At 55.3% G+C, this 17,356-nt stretch carries 16 protein-coding genes; 4 read left to right on the top strand and 12 right to left on the bottom strand.

Going from position 1 to position 17,356, the window contains the following annotated elements; translation table 11 throughout:
- The 4 genes from H6A25_RS09250 to hprK form a co-directional block, all read right to left on the bottom strand.
- Positions 1 to 1,059, bottom strand: a complete 1,059-nt coding sequence (locus tag H6A25_RS09250) for a gluconeogenesis factor YvcK family protein (RefSeq protein WP_204751868.1) — start codon at positions 1,057 to 1,059, stop codon at positions 1 to 3.
- A gap of 12 nt (positions 1,060 to 1,071) precedes the next feature.
- Positions 1,072 to 1,932, bottom strand: coding sequence for an RNase adapter RapZ (gene rapZ / locus H6A25_RS09245; RefSeq protein ID WP_204751867.1), 861 nt, complete (start codon positions 1,930 to 1,932; stop codon positions 1,072 to 1,074).
- 40 nt (positions 1,933 to 1,972) lie between these two features.
- On the bottom strand, positions 1,973 to 2,893 hold the full coding sequence (murB, locus tag H6A25_RS09240) for a UDP-N-acetylmuramate dehydrogenase (protein ID WP_204751866.1): 921 nt from the start codon (positions 2,891 to 2,893) through the stop codon (positions 1,973 to 1,975).
- A 139-nt stretch (positions 2,894 to 3,032) separates the two neighbouring features.
- Positions 3,033 to 3,983, bottom strand: coding sequence for an HPr(Ser) kinase/phosphatase (gene hprK, locus H6A25_RS09235; RefSeq protein WP_204751865.1), 951 nt, complete (start codon positions 3,981 to 3,983; stop codon positions 3,033 to 3,035).
- 181 nt (positions 3,984 to 4,164) lie between these two features.
- Between hprK and rpmB the strand changes: the two genes are divergently transcribed.
- Complete coding sequence (gene rpmB / locus H6A25_RS09230; RefSeq protein ID WP_118428351.1) at positions 4,165 to 4,353, top strand: 50S ribosomal protein L28; 189 nt, start codon at positions 4,165 to 4,167, stop codon at positions 4,351 to 4,353.
- A 336-nt stretch (positions 4,354 to 4,689) separates the two neighbouring features.
- Here the strand turns inward: rpmB and H6A25_RS09225 are convergent, their stop codons facing one another.
- The 6 genes from H6A25_RS09225 to H6A25_RS09200 form a co-directional block, all read right to left on the bottom strand.
- Positions 4,690 to 5,712 (bottom strand): NAD(P)H-dependent glycerol-3-phosphate dehydrogenase, encoded by a 1,023-nt coding sequence (locus H6A25_RS09225; protein WP_204751864.1) that lies wholly within the window; start codon positions 5,710 to 5,712, stop codon positions 4,690 to 4,692.
- A 38-nt stretch (positions 5,713 to 5,750) separates the two neighbouring features.
- Positions 5,751 to 6,359 (bottom strand): glycerol-3-phosphate 1-O-acyltransferase PlsY, encoded by a 609-nt coding sequence (plsY, locus tag H6A25_RS09220; RefSeq protein WP_204751863.1) that lies wholly within the window; start codon positions 6,357 to 6,359, stop codon positions 5,751 to 5,753.
- A gap of 93 nt (positions 6,360 to 6,452) precedes the next feature.
- A complete protein-coding gene (der, locus tag H6A25_RS09215) occupies positions 6,453 to 7,778 on the bottom strand; it encodes a ribosome biogenesis GTPase Der (RefSeq protein ID WP_204751862.1) in 1,326 nt (441 codons plus the stop codon).
- Positions 7,779 to 7,822: 44 nt separating this feature from the next.
- Positions 7,823 to 9,139, bottom strand: a complete 1,317-nt coding sequence (locus H6A25_RS09210; protein WP_204751861.1) for a DUF512 domain-containing protein — start codon at positions 9,137 to 9,139, stop codon at positions 7,823 to 7,825.
- 96 nt (positions 9,140 to 9,235) lie between these two features.
- Positions 9,236 to 9,424 carry a 50S ribosomal protein L32 gene (gene rpmF, locus H6A25_RS09205; protein WP_204751860.1) on the bottom strand — a complete coding sequence of 63 codons (189 nt, stop codon included), beginning with the start codon at positions 9,422 to 9,424 and terminating at the stop codon, positions 9,236 to 9,238.
- A gap of 35 nt (positions 9,425 to 9,459) precedes the next feature.
- Positions 9,460 to 9,960 (bottom strand): YceD family protein, encoded by a 501-nt coding sequence (locus tag H6A25_RS09200; RefSeq protein ID WP_204751859.1) that lies wholly within the window; start codon positions 9,958 to 9,960, stop codon positions 9,460 to 9,462.
- 192 nt (positions 9,961 to 10,152) lie between these two features.
- Here H6A25_RS09200 and H6A25_RS09195 point away from each other — a divergent pair, with 192 nt between their 5' ends.
- Positions 10,153 to 11,118: an RluA family pseudouridine synthase gene (locus tag H6A25_RS09195; protein WP_204751858.1), complete on the top strand. Its 966-nt coding sequence runs from the start codon at positions 10,153 to 10,155 to the stop codon at positions 11,116 to 11,118.
- 53 nt (positions 11,119 to 11,171) lie between these two features.
- Here H6A25_RS09195 and H6A25_RS09190 read toward each other — a convergent pair whose 3' ends face one another.
- Positions 11,172 to 13,229 (bottom strand): S-layer homology domain-containing protein, encoded by a 2,058-nt coding sequence (locus tag H6A25_RS09190; RefSeq protein ID WP_204751857.1) that lies wholly within the window; start codon positions 13,227 to 13,229, stop codon positions 11,172 to 11,174.
- Positions 13,230 to 13,489: 260 nt separating this feature from the next.
- On the opposite strand from H6A25_RS09190, the gene H6A25_RS09185 reads away from it, so the two are divergent.
- Positions 13,490 to 15,142: an ABC transporter substrate-binding protein gene (locus H6A25_RS09185; protein WP_204751856.1), complete on the top strand. Its 1,653-nt coding sequence runs from the start codon at positions 13,490 to 13,492 to the stop codon at positions 15,140 to 15,142.
- Between the two features lie 30 nt (positions 15,143 to 15,172).
- The gene (locus tag H6A25_RS09180) at positions 15,173 to 16,324 is read left to right on the top strand and encodes an aldo/keto reductase (RefSeq protein ID WP_204751855.1); all 1,152 of its coding nucleotides are present in this window, start codon (positions 15,173 to 15,175) and stop codon (positions 16,322 to 16,324) included.
- Positions 16,325 to 16,369: 45 nt separating this feature from the next.
- Here the strand turns inward: H6A25_RS09180 and H6A25_RS09175 are convergent, their stop codons facing one another.
- On the bottom strand, positions 16,370 to 16,699 hold the full coding sequence (locus H6A25_RS09175) for a helix-turn-helix domain-containing protein (protein WP_204751854.1): 330 nt from the start codon (positions 16,697 to 16,699) through the stop codon (positions 16,370 to 16,372).
- Between the last annotated feature and the right edge of the window lie 657 nt (positions 16,700 to 17,356).

The following is a 17,356-nucleotide window of genomic DNA, read 5'->3' as shown; positions in this document are numbered from 1 at the left end:
TTACTCCTCCTGCCGCAGCATCAATTCATCGTAATAGCGCAGCACCTGCTGCCGGGGCGCCAGCCGGGCAGCGGTTTTCATCACTGCATAGGCCAGGCGCAATGGGTCATGACGGACAAAATGAGCATCCCGGGACAAAATGGATTCTCCCGTCAGCTCCACCCCCATCTGCCGGAACTCCCGGGGATCGGGCCACAGCTGCCGGGCACTTTCGCCAGCATATTTTTCCAGCAGCCTGTGGGCCACCCGATCGGTGTTGTACAGACACACATCGGCTTTGCCGCCATGAGCCATCAGCGCTTTCAGATGTTCTGATGCACTGTATCCCTCGGTCTCGCCGTCCTGGGTCATGATGTTGAGGATATAGATCTTCAGCCCGTGGGAGCGGCGGATGGCCTCCGACACTCCCTCCACCAACAAGTTGGGGATAATGCTGGTATAAAGGCTCCCCGGCCCCAGGATGATCAGATCGGCTTCGTCAATGGCTTTGATCACTTCCGGCAAGGCCTTGGCTCCCTCCGGTTTGAGACCCACCTTCTGGATCACCAGATTGTTCTGTTTTTTGGCCTTGGTGATGGCGGTCTCTCCCGTGACACAGGAACCGTCCTCAAACTGAGCACACAGGCTCACATTGCTGGTGGTCACCGGCAAGACCTGGCCGGTGACTGCCAGAAAATCATTCATCCGGGCCACAGCGGTGCGGAAAGAACCGCACACCCCATTGAGGGCCAGCAGAAACAGGTTTCCGAAACTCTGGCCTTTGAGGGAGCCTTCGGAAAAGCGGTAATTGAGCAGTTCGTTCATGGCATCGCTGGTGTTGGCCAAAGCCAGCAGGCAGTTGCGGATGTCCCCTGGCGGAAGCATCCCGTATTCGTCCCGCAGAACACCGCTGCCGCCGCCATCATCGGTAACGGTGACGATGGCGGTAATATTGTCGGTGTATTCTTTCAGCCCCAGAAGCAGAGTGGAAAGACCGGTGCCTCCACCGATGGCCGCCACCTTGCGTCCCGCCGCCCGGGCGGCCCGCAACAGATCATGGGGCACTTGGTTTTGCAGCATACCACCGGCCTCCTAGTGTTTTTTCACATCCCGATGGCGCACATTCACATTCCGGGCGTGCTTTCCCAACAGCTGGCCCAGATGCCGGGCCACCGACACCGAACGGTGCTGACCGCCGGTGCAGCCGATGGAGACCACCAGGCTCATCTTCCCCTCCTCAATATACCGGGGAATGAGAAATTCCAACAGGGAGCAGACCCGCTCGCAGAAATCTTCCGCCGCCGGGTCGGAAAACACATAGTCAAATACATCCTGATCCAGACCGGTCTTGTTTTTCAGTTCCGGCACATAGTAAGGATTCTTCAGAAAACGCACATCAAACACCATATCCGACTCGCCGGGCATGCCGTATTTGAAGCCAAAGGAGCCGATGGAAATGACCATATTGCCCCCTTCTTCCCCGCCGGCAAACAAGCTGACCAGATAGGCCCGGAAATCGGCGGGCAGCAGGGCGCTGGTATCGATCATAAAGTCTGCCCGGCGGCGAATGGGTTCCAGCACCCGCCGCTCCTGATAGAGTGCCTGTTCCAGATCCATATCCGCCGTCTGCAAAGGATGACGCCGGCGGCTTTCCTTATGCCGGTTGGTCAAAATGGCATTGCGGGCATCGAGAAACAGGATCCGGTAGGAAAAATCCAGCCCTCTGGCATCGTCCAGCTCCTGACACAACTCTTCAAAGCCGTCACCGCTGCGGGCATCCACCACCAGGGCCACCCGGTCAAACTGCTCCCGGCTTTTTTCAAACAGCTGGATAAAACGGGGAATGAGGGAAACCGGCATATTGTCGATGCAATAATAACCGATATCCTCCAGCACATCCACCGCCATGCTCTTGCCTGCACCGGCCATGCCCGATATGATCAAACATTCCATAAAAAGCCACACTCCTTTCCGGACATCCTTCCGGCGGTTGTTACCGCCGGTGAGTCACTACCCGCACTTCTCGTTCCAGAGAAACGCCGGTTTTTTCCAGCACCACTTCCTCAATGTGCTCCATCAAGGCAATTACATCGGAAGCGGTGGCCTTGCCGGTGTTGACAATGAACCCGGCGTGCTTGGGAGAAACCATGGCTCCCCCGATCTGATATCCCTTCAGGCCGCATTGCTCGATCAGTTCTCCCGCATAGTGGCCTTCGGGGCGCTTATAAACGCTGCCGGCGGAAGGCTGATCCAAGGGCTGCTTCTCCCGGCGACGGGCGGCGTAATCGCTCATTTTCTCCTGGATTTCCTTCTCATCCCCCGGCTGGAGCTTAAACTCGGTGTAAAGCACCACATTTCCCGGCTTCTCTTTAAACAGACTGGTACGGTAGCCAAACAGATGATCCTGAGGGGCCAGCATATGCAGCTTGGCGTTTGCATCCATATAGCAGGTACGCTGCACCAGATTCCCCACTTCTCCGCCGTAGGCCCCGGCGTTCATGCACAAAGCGCCGCCCACAGTCCCGGGAATGCCCTGGGCAAATTCCAGTCCGGTGAGGCCATTCTGGGCTGCCACCGTGGCCACCTGAGACAGCAGTGCCCCGGCTTCTGCCCGGATCACCCCGTCGTCATCCACATAAATGCCCCCGTAATTGGGTACAGTTTTGATCACCAGACCCTGATACCCTTCGTCGGGGAAAATCAGATTGGAGCCATTGCCCATGACCATGCAGCGGAAGTTGTTCTTTCCCGCCAGATAGACCAGGCTCACCAGTTCCCGGATATCCCGGGGCTGAGCCAGCATGGCGGCAGGGCCGCCCACCTGCATGGTGGTATGGCGGCTCATGGGTTCATCCCAATAGATCTTGATATCTTCTTTTTCAGCGGCTTGGCTAAAGGAATTGTTCTGTTCCATAGTGTCCTCCCAATGCGCACAATATTCTACTATAATTATAGCACAAACCCCTCTCCATTGGTAGTGGAGAGGGGAGATTTCTCCCGTTCATCGGAAAGAAAAAGGGCGGACAAACGGTCCGCCCTTGGGCAGGTATGTTTTAGGCGTTTTCTTCCGGGTTCTGCTGGGCCAGCATGGTGCGGTACAGCTTGTCGCTCAGCTCTTTGGCAGCGTTGTGGCCCATCCGCTTGTTCCGGTTGTTCATAGCGGCCACTTCCAGGATCACCGCCAGATTCCGCCCCGGATGCACCGGAATGGTCAGAGCCGGCACCTTGATATCCAGAATGGTCATGGTCTCTTCGTCCACTCCCAGCCGGTCATAAGGCTTGCCGTCCTCCCATTTTTCCAGACGAACCACCAGATCCACCCGTTCGGTGGGTTTTACCGAGCCCATGCCGAAAATACGGCGCACATCGATGATACCGATGCCCCGCAGTTCGATGAAATAGCGGATCATTTCCGGTGCCGAACCCACCAGCGTCTTGGCCGACACCTTTTTGATGTCTACGGCATCATCGGCAATGAGCCGGTGACCACGCTTGACCAGCTCGATGGCGGTCTCGCTTTTGCCGATGCCGCTGCCTCCCAGCAAAAGGATGCCTTCGCCATACACCTCCACCAACACGCCGTGAAGAGTGGTGGTGGGTCCCAGGTGCACATGAAGGGAAGAGGTCATGGCCGCCATCAGGTCGGTGGTATATTCCGCCGAACCGGCCACCGGCACACCATATTTTTCCGCCATGGCCAGACACTCAGGGGAAGGCTGATAATCCCGGGCAAAAATGAGCAAGGGAATTTTCTTTTCAAACAGCTGCTCAAAGACCTTTTCCCGCTGATGGGGATCCAGTCCCTGCAAAAAAGCCCACTCCACTTTTCCCAGCACCTGGATGCTGCCGGCGTCAAAATGATCGTAAAAGCCCACCAGCTGCAGGCCCGGACGGTACACATCCATGCTGGTCACATGGGACTCCAGACAGCCCGCCGGCGCATAAAACAGATTCAAATGAAACTCATCGATGATCTGATGCAGTTTGACAAAGGGTTTCTCCATCGCCAAAAACCTCCTTTTAAAATCGGCCACGCGGCCTGTCCTTTCTGTTTCCATTATAGGGGATGAAATAAAATTTGGCAACAGAATGATTTTTTTCGAATAATCCTTGATTTTAAAAAACAGTTGTGGTAATATAGCTTGTGTCGCTTTGTAGCTTATGGGTAAAGGAGGTGCAGAGAAAATGGCAAAGTGTGATATTTGCGGCAAGGGCGTCAGCTTCGGCATCAAAGTCTCCCATTCACACAGAAGATCGAACCGGACCTGGAAGCCGAATGTGAAGCGTGTAAAAGTGCTGATCAACGGCACTCCCAGCCATGTCAATGTCTGTACCCGGTGCCTTCGTTCCGGCAAGGTCACCAGAGCTATCTAAGACCTTCCCTTGGAATATGTGTGAAACATCAAACCCTCTGCTTTGGCAGAGGGTTTTTTGATTTTCTTTTGCTTATCCATATATAAAGAAACAGCCTGCCCGGTTTTCCGGACAGGCTGTTTGTCTATCGAAAAATTTCTGCCGTATGAGTGATCCTTTCGCTGGATTTTAATCAATCCGCAAAAAGCCGCGACCTGTGCGTGGCTTTTTGCACCTCTCAAGGGGCAAGTGTGCGCCGAAGGCGTGCATGCAGCTCCTTGCAAAAACTCGAAAAAGTGGCCAAAGCCACTTTTTCGACACGCTCAGCCTGCCCGGTTTTCCGGGCAGGCTGTTCTTTTACCAGTTGATATGCTGCATCCAGCTTTCCTGGGTCTCGCTCTTTTTATCCCGGGTCATCAGGGCCCGCACGGTTTCATCCAAAGGCTTGCCTTCATAGAGCAGGCCGTAAACCGCCTGGCAAATGGGCAGTTCCAGGTCTTTCCCCTGAGACAGGGCATGAACGGCCTGGGCGGCAAAATACCCTTCCACTGTGGCCCCCACCTTCTGGATGGCCTCTTCCGGCGAAACCCCCGAGCCGATGAGCAATCCAGCCCGCCGGTTGCGGGAATGCTGGGAAATGCAGGTGACGATCAGATCCCCCACGCCGGAAAGGCCGGTGAAGGTCTCGGGCCGTCCGCCCAGTGCCACGCCGAAACGGGCCATTTCCATAATGCCCCGGGTCATCAGCATGGCTTTGGTGTTGTCGCCAAAACCGGCGCCGTCGCTGATACCCACAGCCAAAGCCATGATGTTCTTCATAGCGCCGCCCAGTTCAGCTCCCACAATGTCCGGAGTGGTATACACCCGAAACACCGGATTCATAAAGGCCTCCTGGGCCAGAGCGGCCGCCTGCTGATTCATGGAAGCGGCTACCACAGCGGTGGGAATGCCTCTTCCCACTTCTTCGGCATGGGAAGGGCCAGTGAGGGCCACCACCGGCACCTCGCCCAGGAACACCCGTTCCAACAGATCGGACAACAGGGAGTAGCCGCTGTTTTTATCAAAGCCCTTGGACAAAAGCACCATCACCTGGTTCTTGTTCACATAGGGCCGCATCTTCTGAGCGGTTTCAAATACGGCAAAGCTGGGCACTGCCACTACCACCATATCAGCCTCTTGCACACAGGCGATATCGGTGGTCACCTGCACCCGCTCCGGCAGAAGGATGCCGGGGAGCAGCCCGGGATTCTCCCGTTTTTCCTGCAAGAGGGCCGCTTCTTTGGGATCAAAAGACCACAGAGTCATGTCGTGGCCGTTTTCGCTGAGCAGCTTGGTGGCAGCAATGCCCCAACTGCCCGAACCGATAACAGAAATCTTCATAGTAACCTCCGGCCGCGATGGCCCTGCTGAAAGTGGATCTATTTTTTCTTACCCAGCTTGGATTCTTCTCCATGCAAAAGCCGTTTGATATTGCTCCGATGCTTCCAGACCACAATGGCCGCTGTGCAAAGCCCCGCCGCCAGATAACCGGAATGGTCCCGATAACAGACAAGGAGCCCCACGGAAAAAGCCACTGCCGCCAGCATAGAAGCCAAAGACACATAGCGGGTGAACACAGCCACCAGCAAAAAGACAGCCAGAACAAAGAGAAAAATCCGCCAGTCGAACACCAGGATCATAGCGGCGGCGCTCATGACGCCTTTGCCGCCTTTGAAGCCATAATACACCGGAAAGATATGCCCCAGCACTGCCACGCAGCCTGCATAGAGTACCGCCTCAGGTCCCACCAGGATCTTGGCCAGCACCATGGCCAGCGCCGCTTTGAGGCCGTCCCCCAGCACCACCAGCAACGCCTTTTTCACTCCGAAATTCCGCAATGTATTGGTAGCCCCTGCATTGCCGCTGCCCATTTTGCGGATATCGGTTTTGTAAAAAAGTTTGGAAACGGTGATGGATGTACTGAAAGACCCCATCAGATAAGCGCAGACCAAGGCCAGCGCCCAGGCCCACAGGCTGTGCGGAAACATTTCTTCTCCCCCTCAACTATTTTGATGATCAATTTACATCCAGTTTACAACAAAGGATGCCGGTTTGTAAACCGAAAAACAGGAAAAAGGCGCCTATTCTTCCCCTTTTTGCCGCACAATCATCTTGATGGGAGTGCCTGTGAGAGAAAAGACTTCCCGGATCCGGTTTTCCAGATACCGGAGATAAGAGAAGTGGAACAGGCGGGCATCGTTGCAGAAACAGACAAAAGTGGGGGGCTTGATCCCCGTCTGGGTGATATAGTAGATCTTCAGCCGGCGGCCCTTGTCTGTGGGCGGCTGCACCCGCAGGGTTGCTTCAGCCAGAATGGTATTCAAAGTGCCTGTTGTGATGCGCATGGCATTGTTCTGGGCCACGGTGTTGATCAGGGGGAACAGCTGCTCCACCCGCTGACCGGTAAGGGCCGACAAGAAAATCACCGGGGCATACTGCATATAAGCAAGCCCTTCCCGCACCTTCAGCTCAAATTCCCGCTGGGTGTTGGTCTCTTTTTCCACCAGATCCCACTTGTTCACCACAATAATGGCGGCCTTGCCGTTTTCATGGGCATAACCGGCCACTTTGGTATCCTGCTCGGTGACGCCCTGGGTGGCGTCGATCATAATCAGGCACACATCGGCCCGTTGAATGGCCATAATGGACCGCAGCGCACTGATTTTTTCAATATCCTCATCCACCCGGGCTTTTTTCCGGATACCGGCGGTATCCACCATGATATAATCGCCGTATTTGTTGCTGACCCGCTGGTCGATGCTGTCACGGGTGGTGCCGGGCACATCGCTGACAATGACCCGCTCTTCCCCGGCGATGCGGTTGAGCAGGGAAGATTTGCCCGCATTGGGCTTGCCGATGATGGCCACCCGAATACAGTTCTCCTCTTCTTCGCTCTCTCCGGTATCCGGGGGAAAATGGGCATAGCAGGCATCCAGCAGATCACCGGTGTTGTTGCCGTGGATGGCCGATACGCCGATGGGATCGCCCATGCCCAGGTTGTAAAACTCATAAAACTCTGCCGGCGGGTCACCGGGAGCATCCAGTTTGTTGACGCAGAGCACCACCGGCTTTTTGGACCGCTTGAGCATGGCGGCCACATCCTGGTCGGCAGCGGTGACGCCGGTGCGCACATCGGTGATAAAGATGATCACATCGGCGGTATCAATGGCGATAAGCGCCTGCTCCCGCATGAATTTCAGAATTTCGTTGTCGGTTTTGGGCTCGATACCACCGGTATCGATAAGCTCAAAGGCCCGGCCCCGCCATTCACCCTCGGCGTAGATCCGGTCCCGGGTGACGCCGGGAGTATCCTCCACAATGGACTGTTTCCGGCCAATGAGCCGGTTAAAAAGCATGGACTTGCCCACATTGGGCCGTCCCACAATGGCAATGACAGGCTTTCGCATAGCTGCCCCCTTTCGATCTTACGGCGGGAAAAGCCGCCTCCCTTTTATTCCTCCCAGGGGAAAATGGCATCACAGAAGGCGCCGCCGTCCACCGGCAGCACCCGCACCTTTGTCCCCAGGCTTTGCTCCATTTCTTCCACCGATACATCGTCCAGAAAGACGGTCTCACCGTGGCGAAGCATGCAGTCGGGGATCCACAGTTCTTCTCCCGGCCGGAGCACATCCTTTACCTGGCGGATAATATCCCCGCCGGTGAGCAGGCCGGCCACATCCACACCATGGCCGAAAAAGTCGTTTTTTACCGGCTGCACCCTCCCCTGAAGGGCCGGACACTTCTCTTTGCACAGCGCCACCATCTCCTCCATAAAGGGAGCGGCAGAGACGCCGGTGGCAATGAGAAAGGCCGGGGGATTTTCCGTGGGCTCTGCCATAAGCAGCGCCCCCTGCAGTTCCTGGCGAAATAGAGACATCAGCCCCACGCCATTTTCCAGCTGGGGATAACCGTTATAGTATTCCTCCCCCGGAAGAGGCAATCCTGCCTTGAGATAAAACTCGTCAGCCGCATAGAAAAAGGCTTCGCCGCAGGTTTTCAGGCATTTTTCCCGGGCCTTGTCCACCACTCCGATGATCTGCCGTGCTTTCTCTTTTCCTACCGGACGCAGCGGCTCCAGCCCCTCCCGATGACGGGTCAGCCCCACCGGCACCAGGGCCACATGGGCAATGCTGGGATGCATGGCCGCCAGATCCTCCAGCGTCCGCTCCAGCTCTTCCCCATCGTTCCAGCCGGGGCACACCACGATCTGACCCATGATCCTGAGTCCGGCCTGAGCAAACCGCCGGAGGTATTCCAGGCTCTCCCCGCCCCGGGGGTTGCCCAGCATCCGGCTGCGCAGAGCCGGATTGGTGGTGTGAATGGATACATTCAGCGGCGAAATGTGCATGGCAATGATCCGCTGCACATCGGCTTCGCTCAGGTTGGTCATGGAGATATAATTGCCCATGAGAAAGGAGAGACGGGCGTCGTCGTCTTTGAAATAAAGAGAAGAACGCATTCCTTTGGGCAGCTGGTCGATAAAGCAAAAAACGCATTTATTGGCACAGCTGCGCTGTTTGTCCATGAGATAGGTCTCAAAATCCAGCCCCAGCGGCTCCCCTTCGGCCTTTCCGATGGAAAGGGATTTTTGCTCCCCATCCTTCTCCTGGCTCAGAGTCAGCTCCAGACGGCTGTCATAGGAATAAAACTTGTAATCCAGCACATCGCGGATGGCATGGCCGTTGATCTTTTGCAGCCACCATCCAGCGGAGATCCCAGCCTTCTCGGCCGGGCTCTGGGGATCCACATGCACAATTTTGGCAGGCACAGGCCGTTCCTCCTTTTCGGCAAACATTTGGTCAAAAACATCCACATAACAAAAAATAGAGAAGGTGGTGTCCCCTCTCTATCTTTCATGCGTGTGTTATTTGCTGACCTCGACTTTGAGGACCTCACGGCCTTTATATGTGCCGCAGCTTCTGCATGCTCTATGGGGCATGACCATCTCGCCGCACTTGGGGCACTTGACCATACCGGGAACTTCCAGCTTCCAGTGGGCACTACGCCGCTTGTCTCTTCTCTGTTTCGAGATTTTACTCTTCGGGACCGCCATCGGTGACACCTCCTCGATCTATGAAAACATATTATTTATTCCTGAAAAAGCTGTGTGAGCTTTTGAAGGCGTGGATCGATCTCCCTGCGGTCACAGCCGCAGTCTCCTTCGTTCAAATCGTGGCCGCACTTGGGGCACAGTCCCTTGCAATCCTCTTTGCAAAGCACCGACAGTTCCATGTGCAGAAGCAGCTCTTCCCGGACGATATCGTCCAGCTCAAAGCTGTCCCCTTCCACCACATACACATCCTCGGCAATATCATCGCCGCTGACCGTCTGGGTGATGACCAACGCAAGATCCAGTTTTTTCACATACTCCACCGGCTTGCCGCAGCGGGCGCAGCGGGTGGAAACAGGAACCGAAACGGCAGCCGAGAGATAAAACACATCGGCCTTGTTCTCCAATTTCCCCTGGACCTTCACCGGCTCCTGAAACGGGTGCTCCCCATAAAGCTCCTCTTCCGCCAGGGAAAAGGCATAATCAAAGGGCAGACACATCCCTTCGGAAGCCAGCACATCACGGAGGTTGAGCAGCACAAATACACACCTCCCACAATGATACATCGAATATTATAGTGTTCTGCCAGGGGTTTGTCAAGAAATAGTTTCAAAAAACCCGCATTTCCCAATTTTTCGCCCTGGACCTCAGCGGCCCGTTTGCAAAAGAGCGCCGCTGGTGTATAATGATATCACAAATTCCCGAAAAAAACAACCCGACAGGAGAACGCCATGCGAGAGATGACCATCGGCAAAAACGACGCCGGCCAGCGGCTGGACAAGTTTCTTCAAAAAGCCCTGCCCTCACTGCCCCCCTCCCTGATGCACAAATATGTGCGCCTCAAGCGGATCAAATGCAATGGCAAACGGTGCCAGACCAGCGACCGGCTGACCGAGGGGGATGTGCTCTCCCTTTATATCAACGATGAATTTTTCCAGCCTGTGAAGGAAGAGGAAGCCTTCCGCCGCATCACTCCCCGGCTGCACATCCTCTATGAAGACGATCACATTCTCCTGTGCGACAAGCGCCCCGGAATGGTGGTCCATGAAGACGACCAGGGCACGCTGGACACCCTGATCAACCACATCAAGGCCTATCTCTATGAAAAAGGAGAATGGGACCCGGACAAAGAGCAGTCCTTTACCCCCGCCTTGTGCAACCGGATCGACCGGTATACCGGCGGCATTGTCATGGCCGCCAAAACGGCGGAAGGGCTGCGGGTGCTCAACGAGAAGATCCGGCTGCACCAGGTGCAGAAATTCTACCTTTGCCTGGTCCACGGCACCCCCTCCCCCCGGCAGGCCGTCATCCAGGATACCCTTTTGAAGGACAGCAAGCAAAACCAGGTGCGGGTGGTGAAAAAGAATACCCCCGGCGCCCGCACCGCTTCCATGAGCTATAAAGTGCTGCAAAGCCGGGGCAAGCTCTCTTTGGTGGAGTGTGAGCTCTTCACCGGCCGCACCCATCAGATCCGTGTGCAGTTGTCCCACCGGGGCTGGCCCTTGGTGGGCGACACCAAGTACGGCACCATGGAGCGCAACCGCCCCTATGGCATGACCCATCAGGCTCTCTACTCCTACAAACTTCATTTTTCCCAGGAAGGCGACTGGGGCGAGCTTTCCTATCTCAGGGGCAAGACCTTCCAGGTGGAGGATGTGCCCTTTCTTCCCTTCTTTTATAATCAACCAAAAAACTAACCCATGCGCCAAAGAAGCGGCCCGCAATGCGGGCCGCTTCTTTGGCTTTTTGTCTATACGGGACGATTCATAAAGCGGTAGAACATCAGCGCCATCTGCTCCCGGGTAGCGGTATCCTGGGCCGCAAACCGGCCGCTGCCATTCCCCTTCACCATGCCCAATCCCTGGGCAATGGCGGCATAACCGTAATATTCTTTGGGGATCTTTCCGGCATCGCTGAAGTTGCACTGATAGATCTGCCACATTCCGGCCGCCTTGCCATAGCCCGACATATCCAGAATGATCTTCACCAGCTGCCCCCGGGTAATCAGGGCGTCCTCCTGCCGCTGGCTCTTTTCCAGAATACCCAGCTCATAGGCACTCCAGTACAGGCTTTCCAGCTCTTCCGGCACCTGAGGATCGTAATACTGACCCTGAGCCGACACCAGGAAGGCCAGCAGATCCGCCTGGGTCAGCGCCTTGTTCTTTTGGAACAGATCGCTCTTGAAGCCCACGCCCATCTGGGCCAGGGCCAAAATCTCGCTGTCTCCTTCCTTTACATCGGTATAGGAAACCTGCACCTGCTCCCACTGATTGCGCAGAGCATCGCCGGACAGTGCATCCACACCATAAACCTGCTTGGCCTCCTCCGTATACTGATAGGCCAGCATCAATTTATCCCCATGATCGGTGGGAGCTGCCGAATACCCCAGCTCCACCGGATGAGCTTCCTTCCAGATGCTCTCGGCCTGCTCCAGGGAAATGATCCCCTCTTTGCCAGCAAAGGTCACATCTTCATCCCATTGCCCCTGGAAGGACAGCAGGGCGCCAGTCTGCTTGTCAAAACTCATGCGATAATAGTTTTCCGGGAAAGGCACGCCATTTGCCTGACGCACCAGCGCCACGCCTTCTCCTTGCAGACTACTTCCCTCATAGGTTCCCACCTGGCTGAACTGCTGGGGGAAATAGGTTTCCAGGAAGGCCCGGCCTTTTGCCATAGCCGCTTCTCCTTCCAAAACCTCCCGCTCTTCATCTCCAAAGGCAAAGAACCGGATCAGCTGTCCATCGGAAGCATTGACAGTGGCATTTTTGTATTCCCGCACCTCTCCCTTCTGCCGTGTATAGCTGAGGGAGGCAGTATAGCAATCGTCTTCCTTGTTATAATAATAGGCCGTCTCGGCCAGCTGAAAATCCTGAAGGGCCAGCTGAGGCATCTGCCGCAGCAAACTGTCCAGTTCCTTCTCTTCCAGAACCTGATCCAGCTTGCCCAGCCCTTCCAGCTCCACTTCGCTCAGGCCGCCGTCCGCAGCAGAATTGCTGCCTCCGCTTTCCTGATCGCCGGATTCCTTATAGTATTCTTGCCATAGCTGGGACAGGTTGACCGCTTTTCCGGTAAAAGCATCCACCACATAATTGTCCCCGCTCACCGGCACATAGCGCAAATGAGCCTGCTGGCTCTCTGTACCATTTTCCATCTGCCGGGTGTATTCCAGCTGAAGCTTCTGGGTTCCCTGCAAAGTAACACGGCCCTGCTCCAAAGTTACCGAAGGCTTGGGGCTATCCACTCCACCCCGATAGTTCTCCGGATTGGTGCGGCGATAGGAAATCACCGTTCCATCTTCCCCGTCCAGGGTGATCCGTCCAGACAAGGGGGAGGGCAGACCATGGAGGGCAATATCAAAATAAAACCAGATCTCATCGCCGCCCCGGCTGATCTGGGAAGCGTCCAGCTTCACGCTTTCCCCCTCCAGCAGCAGCTTGTCGATGAAGGCCTGGGCCAACTTCAAAGCCTGGGCATCACTCACCTTGGGCACAGAGGGAGCAAATCCCGGCTCCTGAGAGGAATAGTCCCCATCATCCAGCCGGTATTCCATCACTTGCCCTTGAGCAGTAGCCTCCACCGTCAGCCGCAGCTCACCCAAGCTCCAGTTGAGCATCCACAAAGGCACCCCTTCGTTGGTCTGATACTCACTGTGGAAATCGGTGTACTCATCGCCGATCCCGAGAAGAGCCTTGACCTTTTGGGTGACCTGCTGGGCCTGCTGATTCCACTCTTCCGATGCTCCCAAAGCGCTGGGGGTCATCCCCAGCAGAAGCGTCATTGCCACGATCCACGCCATGATTCTTTTCATGTCCCGTCCTCTCCTTTCGTGTTTTAAAGAGCTGCTTACTCCATTAGACGATTCCCTTTTCCAAAAGTTCCCGTTTCTCCCTCTTCTAAAGTTTTCCGTCCTTTTGCACAAAATATCCTGAGTTATTATAGACACATTCAATAACGCTGCTTTACCCTATCACAATATCGAATAAAGGTTGCATTGGGCGTTTTTCCCCGCTACAATACCCTACGGAAACAGATCCGACATATTTTCTTAATATTTTCAAAAAGGCTGCCATGATGAAAAAACGCACAACGCAGCTTTTGGCTCTGGCTCTGGCCGGGATGCTGTCCCTGGGGCTTCTGGCCGGATGCCAGAAAGACACAGCCCAGGAAAACACCAAGGGAAGCCAGACCGCGGACAAAGAAGAGGAAAAAGCACCGGCCAAGGACAGCATTGTCATTGCCACCGGCAGCGAAGCCTCCACACTCTCCCCCACAGAACACAACGCTCTGGCGGGCATCTACATGAATCTGCTCACCTACAACACACTGGTGACCATGGACGAAAACATGCAGCCTGTGGCCGATCTGGCGGAAAGTTATGAAAACACCAGCGACACCGAATGGGTCTTTCATCTGCGCCAGGGCGTCAAGTTCCACGACGGCAGCGATATGACCGCCGAAGATGTGGTGGCCTCTCTGGAACGGGCCAAGACCTGCACCGATATTTCCAACTATACCACCACCGTGGAGACCGTCACCGCAGAAGATGATTACACCATCAGGATCACCACTCCCACCCCCACAGCCACTCTGCTCTATGACCTGTCCAACCACGGCAACGCCATTTTGCCCAAAGAACTCATTGACAGCGGCAATGACTTCGGCAAAAACCCCATCGGCACCGGCCCCTACAAATTTGTGGATTGGCAGAGCGGCGTTTCCATCACCTTTGAAGCCTTTGACGATTACTATGCCGGCGCTCCCGCCATCAAGGACATGACCTGGAAGATCATTCCCGAAGGCTCGGCCCGCACCATTGCCCTGGAGGCCGGAGAAGTGGATTTCCTCATGGAAGTGGAAACCGTGGATCTGGAACGCATGGAAGAAAACGAAGAACTGGACACCGTCCGCTCCAATTCCAACATCCTGTCCTGGATGACTCTGAACAACGAAAAACCCGGCCTGGACAATGAAGCGGTCCGCCATGCCAGCAACTGTGCCATCAATAAGGAAGATCTGGTCACCGTGGCCGCCAACGGCCTGGGCAGCGTGGCCGTCTCTCAGCTGCCCGTGGGCATGAGCTCCACCAGCGGGAAAAACGGCGATACCTATGATGTGGAAAAGGCCAAGCAGTGGCTGGAGCAGTCCGGCGTAGACCCGGCTTCCATCGAACTGAGCATCCTGTGCTCCAATGAGGGTAAGCGCCGTATGGCTGAGGTGATCCAGGCCAATCTGAAAGAAATCGGCATCAGCTGTGAGATCGAAAGCCCGGATACCGCCACCTATGTGTCGGTGACAGCTGAAGGCAACTTCACCGCTTCCATCGGCGGCTATTCTTCCACCGATATCGTCACCTTCCTGAAGGGTGTGTTCCACAGCAATTCCATTGGCTCTTCCAGCCAGAGCCGTACCAACATTCCGGAAATCGACGCCCAGATCGATGCCATCGCTTCCACCATCGATGACGACGCCCGTGATGCCGCCATCGTGGAGCTGAACAAGACCCTCAATCATCTGTGCCCCCAGATCCTCCTGTACCAGGGCAGCAATGTGCGGGCTTTCAATCAAAAACTCCAGGGCGTCAATCTGACTCCCGCCGGCCTGACCCGCTTTGAACAGCTGAGCTGGGCCCAACAAAACTGCACACTCCTCCGTTTTCGGGAGCGCCCTTCGGGGCGCTCCTTTCTTTTTCCTTGTTCCACTGTTTTCCCCGTGCTACAATAAAGGCAAATCCATGAAACGAGGTGGCCATATATGATTTATAAAACCCTGGGCCGCTCCGGGCTGCAAGCCAGCGAAATCGGCCTTGGCTGCGAGCACCTGGAAGGCCTGGACGCCAAAACCATCCACAGGGTGGTGGATACCGCTTTGGAGGGCGGCATCAATATTCTGGATGTGTTCATGTCCGAACCCAATGTGCGCCGGGATATCAGCCTGGCTTTGAAGGGAAGGCGGGACAAAGTGCTCATCCAGGGCCATTTCGGCGCCCGATGGAAGGACGGCCAGTATGGCCGCACCCGGGAATTAAAAGAAACCCAGTTTTTCTTCGAAGATCTGCTCCATCGTCTGGACACCGATTATATGGATATCGGTATGTTCCACTGTGTGGACACCGACCAGGAGTTTGACCAGATCTTCTCCGGCGGTACGGCGGACTACGCTCAGAAGCTGAAACAACAAGGTACGGTGCGCACCATCGGCATCAGCACCCACGATCCTCACATCGGCCTGCGGGCCATCGAAAGCGGCATTGTGGATGTGATCCTCTTCAGCATCAACCCGGCCTACGATCTGCTCCCCGACGGTCTGGGCTCCACCGCTCCTCTCTTTGACCCCGCCACCTATCAGCAGCCCCTTCTGGGAATGCACCCCCTGCGGGCCAGATTCTATGAGACCTGCCAGCGGGAAAACATCGGCATCACCGTGATGAAAAGCCTGGCGGCCGGCTCTCTCCTGACTGCCCAGCGCTCCCCCTTCGGCGTGGCCCTCTCCCCCATCCAATGCATCCACTATGCCATGGACCGTCCGGCGGTGGGCAGCGTGCTGGTGGGTGTGCGAACACCGGAAGAAATGACAGAAGCCCTCCGGTATGAAACGGCCTCCCCGGAAGAAAAGGACTATTCTGTGGTCCTGGCCTCCACGCCCCAATTCTCTCTCAAGGGCAAATGTATGTACTGCAACCACTGCCTGCCCTGCCCTTCCCATATCAACATCGCTCAGGTCCATAAACTGCTGGATCTGGTGGAAAAAGGACAAACGCCTCCTCCCACCGTCCAGGCCCACTATGAAGAGCTGGGGGCCCATGCCTCCCAGTGCATCGGCTGCCGTGCCTGCGAAAGCCGCTGTCCCTTCGGTGTAAAGGTCACCGAAAACATGGCCCGGGCCAAAGAAGTATTTGGAAAATAGTAAAAGAAAAGACCGGCCAAAGGCCGGTCTTTTCTTTTACTCAGGCTACTTTCCATAATAATATACATACCGTTTGACCACATCCAGCAAGAAGGCTTTCCCTTTTTCATCCAGGGATGCAAAGAGAGAAAGCAGCTCCTGGTCCGCTCCATCCCGCTGGGCCGCCGGCAAACTGTCCCGAAGCAGACTGTCCACCGTGGTGCCCAGGGCATTGGCAATATCCACAATGGTCTCCAGGCTGGGTTTTCCATCACAGCGCTCGATCTGACCGATATAGTTGGTGCTTTTGTTCACTTTTTCGGCCAGCTGTTCTATGGTCAGGCGCAACAGCAGCCGCTCATCCCGGATCCGTTTCCCCAGCAATGCATAGTCCAACACAACCACCTCTATCTTAGTGTATACGGGCTATTATCTGCTATTAAGAAACTATAATCTTTATTTTTAGTTGATTATTATATTTATTTTTGTTACACTCTCCACATGGAATCGGAAAGGATGAGAACAATGAACCGTTGTAAACAGATCCTGGCCTGTGGAAAACCGCTTCTTCCTCCCTTTGCCCTGGGATGCATTCTGGGGTGCCCCTGCCTTTTTTCGCTCTGCTGTGTTTCCTGTTTCGCCCCCAGATTCTTTTCCTGATTGGGATCTGGGGGACGGCGGAATTTCTTTTTCTACGGCTTTACCGATCAGCTGCAAAAATCTCCCTGACCATCACCGACTGCCGCTTGTATGGGTATACTCCGGCAGGTGGAACGGTAGACCTTCCTCTCTCTTTTGTTTCCGGCTGCTCTCTGGCCCCTTGCCACACGCTAAAAATACACACCCCATGCCAAACCTATCACTTTCCCTTTCTGAAGGATCCATACACCCTTTATAATGTTCTCATCACTCTGACCTATAAAAAATAAAAAGAGCCGGGCTTTTGAACTGCCCCATCTTGTGCGGACAGTACAAAAAAGCCCCCTGGCAGGAAATATTAAGTTTTTAGGCGGAGAGGCGTCGCGCCAGCGGCGCCTCTCCCGTTTTTAGCTG

The sequence above is a fragment of the Intestinimonas butyriciproducens genome (genome assembly GCF_016901775.1).
Taxonomy (GTDB): Bacteria; Bacillota; Clostridia; order Oscillospirales; family Butyricicoccaceae; genus Pseudobutyricicoccus.
This window is presented reverse-complemented; position numbering and strand designations above follow the sequence as displayed.

Excerpts from the sequence above, each read along its gene's own strand:
- H6A25_RS09250 (WP_204751868.1), bottom strand. The coding sequence starts at position 1,059 with ATGCTGCAAAACCAAGTGCCCCATGATCTGTTGCGGGCCGCCCGGGCG.
- rapZ (WP_204751867.1), bottom strand. The coding sequence starts at position 1,932 with ATGGAATGTTTGATCATATCGGGCATGGCCGGTGCAGGCAAGAGCATG.
- murB (WP_204751866.1), bottom strand. The coding sequence starts at position 2,893 with ATGGAACAGAACAATTCCTTTAGCCAAGCCGCTGAAAAAGAAGATATC.
- hprK (WP_204751865.1), bottom strand. The coding sequence starts at position 3,983 with ATGGAGAAACCCTTTGTCAAACTGCATCAGATCATCGATGAGTTTCAT.
- rpmB (WP_118428351.1), top strand. The coding sequence starts at position 4,165 with ATGGCAAAGTGTGATATTTGCGGCAAGGGCGTCAGCTTCGGCATCAAA.
- H6A25_RS09225 (WP_204751864.1), bottom strand. The coding sequence starts at position 5,712 with ATGAAGATTTCTGTTATCGGTTCGGGCAGTTGGGGCATTGCTGCCACC.
- plsY (WP_204751863.1), bottom strand. The coding sequence starts at position 6,359 with ATGTTTCCGCACAGCCTGTGGGCCTGGGCGCTGGCCTTGGTCTGCGCT.
- der (WP_204751862.1), bottom strand. The coding sequence starts at position 7,778 with ATGCGAAAGCCTGTCATTGCCATTGTGGGACGGCCCAATGTGGGCAAG.
- rpmF (WP_204751860.1), bottom strand. The coding sequence starts at position 9,424 with ATGGCGGTCCCGAAGAGTAAAATCTCGAAACAGAGAAGAGACAAGCGG.
- H6A25_RS09195 (WP_204751858.1), top strand. The coding sequence starts at position 10,153 with ATGCGAGAGATGACCATCGGCAAAAACGACGCCGGCCAGCGGCTGGAC.
- H6A25_RS09190 (WP_204751857.1), bottom strand. The coding sequence starts at position 13,229 with ATGAAAAGAATCATGGCGTGGATCGTGGCAATGACGCTTCTGCTGGGG.
- H6A25_RS09185 (WP_204751856.1), top strand. The coding sequence starts at position 13,490 with ATGATGAAAAAACGCACAACGCAGCTTTTGGCTCTGGCTCTGGCCGGG.
- H6A25_RS09180 (WP_204751855.1), top strand. The coding sequence starts at position 15,173 with ATGATTTATAAAACCCTGGGCCGCTCCGGGCTGCAAGCCAGCGAAATC.